General features: G+C 74.8%; 9 protein-coding genes. 7 read left to right on the top strand and 2 right to left on the bottom strand.

Annotation, left to right across the window (positions count from 1 at the left end; all coding sequences use genetic code 11):
* Positions 1–288: 288 nt before the first annotated feature.
* Positions 289–1851: an alpha/beta hydrolase gene (locus ACGFS9_RS27220; protein ID WP_393256842.1), complete on the bottom strand. Its 1563-nt coding sequence runs from the start codon at positions 1849–1851 to the stop codon at positions 289–291.
* Positions 1852–2066: 215 nt separating this feature from the next.
* Positions 2067–3107, bottom strand: a complete 1041-nt coding sequence (locus ACGFS9_RS27215; RefSeq protein WP_393256841.1) for an Rv2578c family radical SAM protein — start codon at positions 3105–3107, stop codon at positions 2067–2069.
* Between the two features lie 184 nt (positions 3108–3291).
* On the opposite strand from ACGFS9_RS27215, the gene ACGFS9_RS27210 reads away from it, so the two are divergent.
* From ACGFS9_RS27210 to ACGFS9_RS27180, 7 genes are all read left to right on the top strand, one after another.
* Positions 3292–3735 carry an SRPBCC family protein gene (locus ACGFS9_RS27210; protein WP_393256840.1) on the top strand — a complete coding sequence of 148 codons (444 nt, stop codon included), beginning with the start codon at positions 3292–3294 and terminating at the stop codon, positions 3733–3735.
* 192 nt (positions 3736–3927) lie between these two features.
* On the top strand, positions 3928–6312 hold the full coding sequence (locus ACGFS9_RS27205; protein ID WP_393256839.1) for an MFS transporter: 2385 nt from the start codon (positions 3928–3930) through the stop codon (positions 6310–6312).
* Positions 6313–6540: 228 nt separating this feature from the next.
* On the top strand, positions 6541–7221 hold the full coding sequence (locus ACGFS9_RS27200; protein ID WP_393256838.1) for a hypothetical protein: 681 nt from the start codon (positions 6541–6543) through the stop codon (positions 7219–7221).
* A 191-nt stretch (positions 7222–7412) separates the two neighbouring features.
* Positions 7413–8246: a M55 family metallopeptidase gene (locus ACGFS9_RS27195; protein WP_393256837.1), complete on the top strand. Its 834-nt coding sequence runs from the start codon at positions 7413–7415 to the stop codon at positions 8244–8246.
* Positions 8239–9543 (top strand): M20/M25/M40 family metallo-hydrolase, encoded by a 1305-nt coding sequence (locus ACGFS9_RS27190; protein ID WP_393256836.1) that lies wholly within the window; start codon positions 8239–8241, stop codon positions 9541–9543. Before ACGFS9_RS27195 ends, ACGFS9_RS27190 begins: the two co-directional genes overlap by 8 nt.
* Positions 9544–9554: 11 nt before the next feature.
* Positions 9555–11528, top strand: a complete 1974-nt coding sequence (locus ACGFS9_RS27185; RefSeq protein WP_393256835.1) for an LpqB family beta-propeller domain-containing protein — start codon at positions 9555–9557, stop codon at positions 11526–11528.
* 292 nt (positions 11529–11820) lie between these two features.
* Complete coding sequence (locus ACGFS9_RS27180) at positions 11821–12768, top strand: LD-carboxypeptidase (RefSeq protein WP_393256834.1); 948 nt, start codon at positions 11821–11823, stop codon at positions 12766–12768.
* The last annotated feature ends 396 nt before the right edge of the window (positions 12769–13164 follow it).

The raw sequence follows: 13164 nt of genomic DNA, 5'->3' as shown, positions 1-13164 counted from the left end.
AGCAAAGCCCCTGGCGAGCCTTCCAGCAGCCGACGTCCACCGATCGCCGTGGCCTTGAACAACCGGTGGCACGACCACTAAAGCAACGGCATTGGACACGATGACCTGGGGGCGGTGTCACCGGGTCCGAGGGGTGCCGTCGGAGACGCTGATCAGAGGTCCGACCACCGCCCGGCAGCGGCGCGGAGAGGGGCCGCCGGTGCGGGGACGCGGTGCGGATCGCTGATGGGTCCATGGCGGACCACCGGTCCGGCACCGCGTCCCGGCGCGGGCGCGCCCGACGGGCCGTCAGCCGCGGAAGCCGAGCAGCCCGTGCAGGGCCGAACCGCGCGCCGACGCCGACGCCGCCTTCGTGGTCAGCGGCTCGGGATCGGGCAGCGCCCGGCACACCGCGTCCACCTCGCCGTCGCCGCGCGGCACCGTGCCGTCGGTCAGGTACGCCGCCAGGTGCTTGTCCAGGCACGCGTTGCCGCTCAGGGTGATGCCGTGGTTGCCGCCGCCCTGCTCGACCACCAGGCTGGACCCGCCGAGCTGCTCGTGGACGGTGACGCCTCCCTCGTAGGGGGTGGCCGCGTCGTTGGTCGCCTGGAACAGCAGCGTGGGCGGCAGCCGGTGGTTGGAGACGTCCACCGGGTGCAGCGACCGCGTCGGCCAGAACGCGCACGGCGCGTTGTACCAGGCGTTGTTCCAGGCCATGAACGGGGCCTTGTCGTGGACCGCCCAGTTGTCCTCGCGCCACCGGTGCCAGTCGCGCGGCCAGGAGGCGTCACGGCACTGCACGGACGCGTAGACGCTGTAGCCGTTGTCGCCGGAGGCGTCGACGGCCGCGAAGTCGTCGTAGGCCTCGACGAGCGGGCCGTCGTCCTTGCCGTTCGCGTAGGACGCGAACGCCTGGGCGAGGTAGGGCCAGTAGCCGTTGTAGTAGCCGCCCGGGATGAAGGTGTCCTCCAGCTCGGAGGCGCCCACCTTCCCCTGCGCCGGCTTCTTCGCCAGCGCGGCGCGCATCCGGTACCACTTGGCCTCGACCACGGCCGGGTCGGTGCCGAGACGATAGGCGGCGTCGTGCTTCGCGACCCAGGCGAGGAACGCCAGGTGGCGGTCGTTGAAGGCGTAGTCCTGGTTCAGGTTGTCGTCGTACCAGACGCCGGTGGGGTCCACGACGGAGTCCAGGACGAGCCGGCGGACCCGCTGCGGGTAGAGCTTGGCGTAGACGGCCCCGAGGTAGGTGCCGTAGGAGTACCCGAAGTAGTTGATCTTCCGGGCGCCGAGCGCGCCGCGGATCGCGTCCATGTCGCGGACCGTGCTCACCGTGTCGATGTGGGGCAGCAGGTCCGCGTACTTCCTGCCGCACGCCTGGGCGAAGGACCGGGCACGGGCCAGGTTGGCCCTCTCCACGGCCCGGGTACTCGGCACGGAGTCAGGGCGGACCGGCTCGAACTGGCCGGGGCGGCAGTCGAGGGCGGGCTTGCTGGCGCCGACCCCGCGCGGGTCGAAGCCGATGACGTCGTACTGCGCGGCCACCGTCTTCGGCAGTGCGGAGGCCACGAAGCCGGCGAGCCTGAGACCGCTGCCGCCGGGGCCGCCGGGGTTCACCAGGAGCGGGCCCTGGTACCGCTTGGCGGTGTGCGGGACGCGGGACAGGGCGAGGGTGATCTGCCTGCCGCGGGGGCGGGAGCGGTCCAGCGGCACCTTCAGGGAGGCGCACTGGAGTGTGGGGTAGTCGTCGGTGGCGCACTTCTTCCAGCTGAGCTTCGCGGCCGCGGGGCCGGCGCTCGCGTCGGCGGGCGCCGACGTGATCATCCCGGCCAGCACGGCGGCGGCCCCGCACAGAGCAGCTGCGCGTTTGTTCACAACGCCTCCCAGGACGGAGGATTTCGAGCCGTGCGGGCCACGGCCTTCGCCGTATCGTCCCGGACGCGGGCCCCGGGGGAACGTGTTTCGGCGGGACTCGACCCGATTGGGCCGCCCGATGCGCTCGGATGCCCCGGGGCGGGCCGCTGTCCCAGGGCATCCGAGCGTGTTGCGGCCGGGCGGTGCCGGTTCCGGCCACGGGTCCTGAGGGGATGTCAGAGCAGGGTCGGCTGGACGGGCCCGGGAGCGGCCGGAGCGGCCGGGCCGGGGCCGGCGGTCCGCCGCGGCGCGGCCGACCGCGCGGGCCCGATGCCGTACTCGGCGGCCAGCTCGTGGACCTGACGGGTGATCCGGCGCTGGTACCACCGGGGGGCGTAGGCGCCCTCCGCGTACAGCCGCTCGTAGGACGGCAGCAGGTGCGGGTGGTGGTGCCCGAGCCAGGCCGTGAACCACTCGCGGGCCCCGGGCCGCAGATGCAGCACGAGCGGGGTCACCGAGGTGGCCCCCGAGGCGGCGATGGCCCGCACGGTGGCGCGCAGTTGGGCGGGGTGGTCGCCGAGGAAGGGGATGACCGGGGCCATCAGGACGCCGCATCCGATGCCCTGGTCGGTGAGGGCGCGGACGACGTCGAGGCGGCGCTCGGGGGCGGGGGTGCCCGGTTCGACGGTCCGCCACAGCTCGGTGTCGGTGAACCCGACGGACACCGAGACCGAGACGTCGGTGACCTCCGACGCCTGCCGCAGCAGGTCCAGGTCGCGCAGGATCAGCGTGCCCTTGGTGAGGATCGAGAACGGGTTCGCGTGGTCGCGCAGGGCGGCGACGATGCCCGGCATGAGCCGGTAGCGGCCCTCCGCGCGCTGGTAGCAGTCCACGTTCGTGCCCATCGCGATGTGCTCGCCGGACCAGCTGCGCGAGGCGAGCCGGCGGCGCAGCAACTCGGGCGCGTTGACCTTCACCACGATCTGCGAGTCGAAGCCGAGACCGGTGTCGAGGTCCAGATAGCTGTGCGTCCTGCGGGCGAAGCAGTACACGCACGCGTGCGTGCAGCCGCGGTAGGGGTTGACCGTCCACTCGAACGGCATCCGGGAGGCCCCCGGTACCCGGTTCACGATCGACCGGGCCCGGATCTCGTGGAACGTCACGCCGTGGAACTCGGGGGTGTCGAAGGTCCGCGTGACCACCCGGTCCGCGCCGAACAGCGCGGCGTCGCGGGCGGGGTCGCCCGCGGGGTCCGCGGTCAGGTTCTCCCAGCGCATGGCGCCTCCTCGGTAGCACTGGCCACAGAATAGAACACATGTTCCCTTGATCGTGCGGCCGTGCTCTCCCGGCCGGGCCGTCCGGTATGCCCGGCCGTCCCCGGCCACCCCGATTTGGGGGGCCGGGCCGCCGGGTGGTTGGCTGACCGCACACCCCGAGGAACCAAGTGCTGGAGGAAGTGCCATGGCGCAGGTCGAGGCGACGACGGAGCGGGTCATCGCGGCGGACGCGGAGGCGGTGTTCGACGCCCTGGCCGACTACAGCGGCACCCGTCCGAAGCTGCTGCCGGAGCACTTCAGCGAGTACGAGGTGCGCGAGGGCGGCGACGGCGAGGGCACCCTGGTGCACTGGAAGCTCCAGGCCACCAGCAAGCGCGTCCGGGACTGCCTCCTGGAGGTGACCGAGCCCACCGACGGCGAGCTGGTCGAGAAGGACCGCAACTCCTCCATGGTGACCACCTGGCGGGTCACCCCGGCCGGCGAGGGCAGCTGTCGCGTCGTCGTCACCAGCGTCTGGAACGGCGCGAGCGGCATCGGCGGCTTCTTCGAGCGCACCTTCGCGCCCAAGGGCCTCGTCCGCATCCACGACGCCGTGCTCGCCAACCTCGCGGCCCACGCCGAGAAGTGACACCGGTGACGGGCCGTCCGCTCCCGCCGGGGCCTGTCACCGTCAAGAGGGGCCGGGGGAAGGTGCGTTGAACCCTCACCGGTTCGAGTGGATCTCCGCGTCCCCGGCGCCCGCCCCGTAACCCGCCCCGCCCGCCCGCGGTTGTCGCCTCCAGCGGCAACCGCGCGCTGGGCGCGACGAGGGGAGCGGTACGTGGGCGGGACCACCGTGGTGCAGGACGAGCCGGTCGTCGCAACCCCGCCGGACGCCGCGTCCCCCGCTTCCGGCCCCGCCGGACTCGCCCCGCGCCGGGTGCGGCTGGTCTTCTGCGGGCTCATGCTCGCCCTGCTCCTCGCCGCCCTGGAGCAGATGATCGTCGCCACCGCGCTGCCCGGGATCGTCGGCGAACTGCACGGCCTGGACAGGATGTCCTGGGCGATCACCGCCTACCTGCTCACCTCCACCGTCGGGCTCCCCGTCTACGGCAAGGTCGGCGACCTCTTCGGCCGCAAGGGCGTCTTCCAGTTCGCCATCGTGGTGTTCGTCGCCGGCTCGGCCCTCGCCGGACGCGCGCAGACCATGGACCAGCTCATCGCCTTCCGCGCGGTCCAGGGCACCGGCGCCGGCGGCCTGATGATCGGCGTGCAGGCGATCATCGCGGACATCGTGCCGCCCCGGCGGCGAGGCCGCTTCATGGGTCTGATCGGTGCCGCGTTCGGGCTCGCCTCGGTCGCCGGACCCCTGCTCGGCGGCTACTTCACCGACCACCTCTCCTGGCGCTGGTGCTTCTACGTCAACGTCCCCTTCGGCCTGCTCACCCTCGCCGTCGTCACCGCGGTGCTGAAGCTGCCGAAGCCGGCCGCCCGGGGGCGCGTCGACGTCCTCGGGGTGCTCCTGCTCGCCGCCGCGTCGACCTGCCTGGTCCTGCTGACCAGCTGGGGCGGCACCGAGTACGCCTGGGACTCGCGGGTCGTCCTCGCCCTCGCCGCCGGCGCCCTCGCCGCCACCGCGCTGTTCCTCGTCGCCGAGCGCTTCGCGGCCGAACCGCTCATCCCGCTGCGGCTGTTCCGGGACGCGGTCTTCAGCGTCACCGCCCTGGTCGGACTGGTCGTCGGCGTCGCCCTCTTCGGCGCGGCCAGCTATCTGCCGACCTTCCTCCAGATGGTCGACGGCGCCGGCGCCACCGAGTCCGGGCTGCTGATGCTGCCCATGATGGGCGGCATTGTCGGCGCCTCCGTCCTGTCCGGGCAGCTCATCAGCAGGACCGGCCGCTACAAGGCCCTCCCCGTCCTCGGCTGCGCCCTGTCGGTCCTCGGGATGTGGCTGCTGTCGCACCTGCAGGCCGACACCCCGCGCACGCACTACAGCCTCTGGATGGCCGTCCTGGGGGCGGGCATCGGCCTGGTCATGCCGGTGCTGGTGCTCGCCGTGCAGAACTCCGTGCCCCCCGCCGACCTCGGCACCGCGACCAGCGCCACCACCTACTTCCGGCAGATCGGCGGCAGTCTCGGCGCCGCCGTCTTCGGCACGCTCTTCGCGAACCGGCTCGCCGACTCCCTCGCCGAACGCCTGCCCGCGCGCGCCGCGGCGGTCGACGCCCAGTCCGTCACCCCGCGGCTCGTCCACGCGATGCCCGCCGCCCTGCGCGACGCGTACATCGGCGCGTACGCGGACGCCATGCCGCGGATCTTCCTCTACCTCGTGCCGGTCCTCGTCCTCGGCCTGGTCATCGCCTGCTTCCTCAAGGAGAAACCGCTGGTGTCCCACCACACCCCCGCCGCCGATCAGGAGACCGCGCGGCCGAACGCCCCGGTCCCGCCCGCCCGTTCGGCCCCGACGGCCGGCGTCGCCGTCCGCGGCGCGGTGCGGCACCCGGACGGCACGGTCGTGCCCCGGGCGGCGCTCACCCTCATCGACGCCGGGGGAGGGCAGATCGGCCGGGGCGCGAGCGAGGAGGACGGGCAGTACGCGCTGTCCACGCCCGGCGCGGGATCGTACGTGCTGATCGCCGCGGCCGGCGGCCACCAGCCGCAGGCCGTCTCGGTGACCGTGGGCGAGCGCCCGGTCGACCTCGACATCGTGCTCGGCGGCGCGGGACGTCTCGCCGGCGCCGTCCGCACCGCCGACGGCGACCCGGTGCGCGAGGCCACCGTCACCCTCACCGACGCGCACGGCGAGGTGGTGGCCACCACCCGCAGCGGGCGCGAGGGCGGCTACCTGATGGCGGAACTGCTCGCGGGCGAGTACACCCTCGCCGCGAGCGCCCCCGCCCTGCGCCCGGCCGCTCTCCCGGTGACGGTACGGGCCGCGCGGGAGACCCGCCAGGACGTCGAACTCGCCGGTGGGGCCGTGCTGCGCGGAACCGTCCGCGCGAGCGGCGGACACCCCGTGCGGGAGGCGCGCGTGACGCTGCTGGACGCCGCGGGCAACGTCGTGGACACCCTGACCACCGGCCCCGACGGCGCCTTCCGGTTCGCCGACCTGGCGCCCGGTGAGTACACGGTCATCGCCGCGGGCTACCCGCCGGTGGCCACCGTGCTCCAGGTGGCGGGGGGAGGCGGGGCCGAACGGGACCTGAGCCTGGGGCACGAGGACTGACGCGGCCGATCCGGCGCCCGGGGCGGGGCCGGCCGCCCCCCCCCGCCGCGACACGGCCCCGCGTGCCGCCCGCGGGGTCCGGCGGCCCCGCGGAACCGGACCGCCGTGCGCGGAAACCGCCCGGCAACGGGGCGATTCCCCCGTTGCCGCCCGTCACCCCGTGCCACCGCCGTACGGTGGACACGGCGGCGCACACCACACGAACCGCCGGAAGAGAGGGCCTGGGCCGTGGACCGTGGCACCGGACGGCGCGCCACTCCCGCCGCGGTGAGGGGGAGCGGCCCGCCGGAGCGGTCCGAGCCGGACGGCACGGCGGGACGCATCCCGCTGGCCGCCGTGCTGATGGACCGCGACGGTCTCGTCTCGCACTGGAGCGGCGGTGCCGGGCGCCTCTTCGGCGCGGCGAGCGGGGAGGCCCTCGGCCGCCCGGTCAGCGACCTGCTCCCGGTCTCCGGAGCCCTCCCCGAGGAGGACGGCGACCGGACGCTCTTCGGAGGCTTCGCCGCCTACGACGGCCTCGGCCCGGGACCGCAGTCCCCGCCGGCCGAACGGCACTCCTACCCGGCCGCGGGCCGCGCGCGCCTCACGGCCGCCGGGCCCGGCCGCGTCGATGTCCTCTGGTGGGCCTACCCGCTGACCGGCCCCGGCCGGGAGCGGCTGCTCGTGCTGGCCGCCGACGCGAACGAGACCCGGCACGACGGCGACGCCGCCCTGGCCCGCCGCGTCGCGCCCGGCTTCGACCGCCGCGCGGAGCCGCCGGCGGCCGAGGAACTCGCCCGGCGGCTGCCGGGCATCCTGCCCGGCGCGAGCGGGCGGGGGAGCGACCGCATCGTGGCGCAGATCCTCGAACTGGGCTGCCCGGTGCTGGAGTACGGCCGCGACGACCGCGTGCCCGTCACTCCGGGCTGACCCCCGCCCGGCCCGGAGCGCGAGGCCCGCTCCGGCGGCTCCGGCCCGCCGCGCACGCGCGGCGCGCGGCGCGTCCCGGCCCGCGGAACGTGCTGGTGGCAGGGCGCACCGGGGGACATCAGTGGTCTGGACCGGTGAGAGTTGTCCACAGGCTCTGCCGGGTCCGGGCGCAAGCGCGTACGGTTTCCGGCATGAAGATCCTCATCAGCGCCGACATGGAGGGCGCCACCGGCGTGACCTGGCCGGCCGACGTGCTGCCGGGCACCCCGCAGTGGGAGCGGTGCCGCGCCATGTTCACCTCGGACGTGAACGCCGCGGTGCTCGGCTTCCTCGACGGCGGCGCCGACGAGGTGCTGGTCAACGAGGCGCACTGGACGATGCGCAACCTCCTGCTGGAGCGCCTCGACGAGCGGGCCGAGATGCTCACCGGGCGGCACAAGGCGCTGTCCATGGTGGAGGGGGTGCAGCACGGCGACGTGGACGGCATCGCGTTCGTCGGCTACCACGCGGGCGCCGGGATGGAAGGCGTCCTCGCCCACACCTACCTCGCCAACTCCATCACCGGCGTGTGGGTCGACGGCGTCCGGGCGAGCGAGGGCCTGCTGAACGCCCGGGTCGTCGCGGAGTACGGCGTGCCGGTGGTGCTGGTCACCGGCGACGACGTGGCCTGCGAGGACGCCCTCGGCTATGCCCCGCAGGCCCCGAAGGTCGCCGTGAAGGACCACGTGTCGCGGTACGCGGCGGTGTGCCGCACCCCCGCGCGGACCGCGGCCGACATCCGGGCGGCGGCCAAGGAGGCGGCGGCGCTGGCCGTGCGCCACGAGCCGGTCGCCGCGGGGCCGTTCACCATCGCGCTGGAGTTCGACGCCGAGCACCTGGCCATGGCCGCGACCGTCGTGCCCGGGGTGGAGCGGACCGGCGAGCGGAAGATCGCCTACACCAGCGGCACCATGTACGAGGGGATCCGGACGTTCAAGGCGGTCACCACGATCGCCTCGGCCGCGGTGGAGGAGCAGTATGGCTGACGCACGATCACAGGACGAGGTCGTCACGTTCACCTCCGACCTCATCCGGATCGACACCTCCAACCACGGCGGCGGCGACTGCCGGGAGCGGCCCGCCGCCGAGTACGCGGCCGAGCGGCTGGCCGACGCCGGGCTGGAGCCCACCCTGCTGGAACGCACTCCGGGGCGGACCAACGTCGTCGCCCGTGTGCCGGGCACCGACCCCCTCGCCGACGCCCTCCTGGTCCACGGCCACCTGGACGTGGTGCCCGCGCGGCCCGAGGACTGGAGTGTCCATCCGTTCTCCGGCGAGGTCCGCGACGGCGTCGTCTGGGGCCGCGGGGCGGTCGACATGAAGAACATGGACGCGATGATCCTCGCGGTCCTCCGCTCCTGGGCGCGCGAGGGCGTGCGGCCCCGCCGCGACCTGGTCGTCGCCTTCACCGCCGACGAGGAGGCGAGCGCCGAGGACGGCTCGGGCTTCCTCGCCGACCGGCACCCGGAGCTGTTCGAGGGCTGCACCGAGGGCATCAGCGAGTCGGGCGCCTTCACCTTCCACGACGGCGGGGGACGGCAGTTGTACCCGATCGCCGCGGGCGAGCGCGGCACCGGCTGGCTGAGGCTCACCGCACGCGGCCGCGCCGGCCACGGCTCCAAGGTGAACCGGAGCAACGCGGTGACCCGACTCGCCGCCGCGGTCACCCGGATCGGCGAGCACTCCTGGCCCCAGCGCCTCACCCCCACCGTCCGGGCCGCCCTGACCGAACTCGCCGCCGTCTACGGCCTGGACGCCGACCTCGACGACGTGGACGGCCTGCTGCGCAAGCTCGGACCGGCCGCCGCCCTGGTCGAGCCGACCGTCCGCAACAGCTCCAACCCGACGATGCTCAGCGCCGGCTACAAGATCAACGTGATCCCCGGGGAGGCGGTCGCCCACGTCGACGGCCGCTTCCTGCCCGGCGGCGAGGACGAGTTCCGCGCCACCCTGGACGAACTCACCGGCCCCGACGTGGAGTGGGAGTTCGAGCACCGCGAGGTGGCCCTCCAGGCACCGCTGGACTCGCCGACGTACGCGCGGATGCGGGCGGCCGTGGAGGAGTTCGCCCCCGAGGGCCGTGTCGTGCCGTACTGCATGTCCGGCGGGACGGACGCCAAGCAGTTCTCCCGCCTCGGCATCACCGGCTACGGCTTCGCCCCGCTGAAGCTGCCCGAGGGCTTCGACTACCAGGCACTGTTCCACGGCGTCGACGAGCGGGTGCCGGTCGAGGCACTCCACTTCGGCGTCCGTGTACTCGACCGCTTCCTGCGCACCGCCTAGGGGGACACCACATGCAGACCCTGCCCTACGGATCATGGCCCTCCCCGATCGGCGCGGCGCTCGCCGCCGCGCACGACGGGCACCCCGAGTTCGTCGGCTTCGTCGGCGCCGAGGTGTGGTGGACCGAGCCGCGGCCCACCGAGGGCGGGCGGCGCACGCTGGTGCGGCGGACGGAGGACGGCACCGAGGAGGCGGTCCTGCCCGCGCCGTGGAACGTGCGCAGCCGCGTCATCGAGTACGGGGGCCGGCCCTGGGCGGGCGTGATGCGCCCCGAAGGCCCGCTGATCGTGTTCGTCGACTTCTCCGACCAGCGCCTCTACCGCTGGGAACCGGGCGGTGAGCCCGTCCCGCTGACGCCCCTGTCCCCGGTCGGCGGCGGGCTGCGCTGGGTGGACCCGCAGCCGCGCCCGGAGCGCGGCGAGGTGTGGTGCGTCCTGGAGGAGTTCACCGGCGACGGCCCCGGCGACGTGCGCCGCGTCGCGGCGGCCGTGCCGCTCGACGGATCGGCCGCCGCGGACCGCGCCGCCGTGCGCGAACTCTCCGACGGGCGGCACCGGTTCGTCACCGGGCCGCGGCTCTCGCCGGACGGACGGCAGGCGGCCTGGCTGGCCTGGGACCACCCCAGGATGCCCTGGGACGGCACCGAGGTGATCCTCGCCGACGTGAGCGCCGCGGGCACGCTGTCCGCTCCCCGTGCCGTCGCCGGAGGCCCGGAGGAGTCCGTCGTCCAGGCCGACTGGGCCCCGGACGGTTCCCTGCTGTACGTCAGCGACCGCACCGGCTGGTGGAACCTGTACCGGCTCGGCGCGGACGGCGCGGCCGTCGCTCTCTGCCCGCGCGAAGAGGAGTTCGGCGGTTCGCTGTGGCGCCTCGGATACCGCTGGTTCGCCCCGCTGGACAGCGGCCTGATCGCGGTCGTGCACGGCCGGGGCACCACCGCCCTCGGCATACTCGACCCGGAGACCGGCGAACTGGTCGACGCGGCCGGCCCCTGGACGGAGTTCGCCCCGACCCTCGCCGTGCAGGGCACCCGGATCGTGGGGGTCGGCGCCAGTCCGCGCAGCGCCTATGAGGTCGTGGAGCTGGACGCGCGCACCGGGCGGGCCCGGGTCGTCGGGGCCGCACACGACGACCCGGTCGACCCCGCGCACTACCCGGAGCCCCAGATCCGCACCTTCACCGGTCCGGCGGGCCGCGAGATCCACGCGCACGTGTACCCGCCGCACCACCCCGCGCACGTGGCACCCGGGGACGAACTCCCGCCCTACGTCGTGTGGGCGCACGGCGGGCCGACCGGCCGCTCGCCCCTCGTCCTCGACCTGGAGATCGCCTACTTCACCTCCCGGGGCATCGGGGTGGCGGAGGTCAACTACGGTGGATCGACGGGCCACGGCCGGGAGTACCGCAACCGGCTGCGCGAGCAGTGGGGGGTCGTCGACGTCGAGGACTGCGCAGCCGTCGCGCTGGCGCTCGCCGCGGAGGGCACCGCCGACCGGCGACGGCTCGCCATCCGCGGGGGCAGCGCGGGCGGCTGGACGACCGCGGCCTCCCTCACCGCCACCGACGTGTACGCCTGCGGCACGATCATCTACCCGATCCTCGACCTCACCGGGTGGGCCTCCGGCGAGACCCACGACTTCGAGTCGCGGTACCTGGAGTCTCTGGTCGGACCGATCGCCGAGGTGCCCGGCCGCTACACCGAGCGGTCGCCCTCCGAGCACGCCGACCGCATCACCGCGCCGTTCCTGCTGCTCCAGGGCCTCGACGACGCCATCTGCCCGCCCGTGCAGTGCGAGCGCTTCCTCGCCCGGCTGGAGGAGCAGGGCCGCCGGGTGCCGCACGCCTACATCGCCTTCGAGGGCGAGGGGCACGGCTTCCGGCGCGCCGACACCGTGGTGCGCGCACTGGAGGCCGAACTCTCGCTGTACGCCCAGGTGTTCGGGCTGAATCCGCCGGACGTCCCCACCCTGGAGCTGACCAAATGAGTCCGCTGGACACGCCGGACACGCCGGACACGCCGGGGCGGCCCGGTGCGGGCCCGGTCCGCATCCGGGCCGGATCGCCGGCCCGCCGCCGCGCCCCGGCCACTCCAGCGGCACCGACCGCTGCCGGCACCGCGACCCGCGGGAGCACCCGCACCCGGGCGGGAGCCCGGGGACGGACCCGCACGCCTACGGGAGCGGGCGCGCATCCGGCGGCCGAACGGTACGCGCACCGGGGCCGGCACCAGCACCAGCACCAGCACCAGCACCGGGAACAGGAACAGGAGCCGTACGCGTGACCCGAGCCGCCTCGCCCCTCACCCCGCTGACCCGGCCCGCGCGGCTCGCCGCCGGAGCACGTGTCGCCGTGGTCGCGCCCAGCGGGCCCGTACCCGAGGAGCGCCTCCAGGCGGGACTCGACATCCTGCGGGGCTGGGACCTCGACCCCGTGGTGGCGCCCCACGTCCTGGACCGGCACGGCGCGTTCCGCTACCTCGCGGGAACGGACGCGGACCGGGCCGCCGACTTCCAGGCCGCCTGGTGCGACCCGGAGGTCTCCGCGGTGCTGTGCGCCCGCGGCGGCTACGGCGCGCAGCGCATGGTCGACCTGCTCGACTGGGACGCGATCCGGGCGGCCGGTCCCAAGGTCCTCGTCGGCTTCAGCGACATCACCGCGCTGCACGAGGCGTTCGCGACCCGGGTCGGACTCGCCACCCTGCACGGGCCGATGGTCGCGGCCCTGGACTTCCTGAAGAACCCGCGGACGCAGGAACACCTGCGGTCCACCCTGTTCGCGCCGGAGTCCGTGCGGACCATCCGTTCCCCCGACGCCGTCGCCCTGGTCCCCGGCCGGGCGAGCGGGGTCACCCTGGGCGGCTGCGTGTCCCTGCTGGCGGCCGGCCTCGGGACCCCGGACGCCCGCCGCACCGCCCGCGGCGGCATCCTCCTGATCGAGGACATCGGCGAGGAGGCATACCGGCTGGACCGGATCCTGACCCAGCTGCTGCGCGCCGGCCTGCTGGACGGCCTGGCGGCGATCGGCCTGGGGTCCTGGGTCGACTGCGGGCCCTACGAGGAGCTGCACGCGGTGTTCGCCGACCGTCTGGCCGGCCTCGGTGTGCCCGTCGTGGAGCATCTCGGCTTCGGGCACGCGGAGGGCGCGCCCACCGTCGCGTTGGGCGTCCGGGCCGAACTCGACGCCGACGCGGGGACGCTGGTCCTCCAGGAGCCCGCGCTGGTCTGAGCACGGATATCCGGCCGGGGAGTGTGCGAGCGCCGGTCGCCGAGGAGTGTCGCCGGCGACCGCTCGGCGACCGCTCGTCGGCGACAAGCACAAGCGACAAGCGACAAGCGACCGCCGACCGACAGCCAGCGCCCGAAGCCCGACGCCCGGGGCCTGGCGATCGTCGCCTGTGGCCTGTCGCCTGTGGCCCGTCGCCCGAAGCCCGAAGTCCGAAGCCTGGGGCCTGGCGATCGTCGCCTGTGGCCCGTCGCCCGTCGCCCGTGGCCCGTGGCCCGTCGCCCGTGGCCCGTGGCCCGTGGCCTGTGGCCCGTGGCCTGTGGCCCGTGGCCTGTGGCCCGTCGCCTGGCGCCCGGCGCACGGCGACCGGCGGCGCCGAGGGCCCCGCCGTAGCGGCCG

Origin of the sequence: Streptomyces sp. NPDC048566 (assembly GCF_043199735.1) — a bacterium.
Classification (GTDB): Bacteria; Actinomycetota; Actinomycetes; order Streptomycetales; family Streptomycetaceae; genus Streptomyces.
Note: the sequence above shows the minus strand (reverse complement) of the source record. Positions and strands in the feature narration are given on the sequence as shown.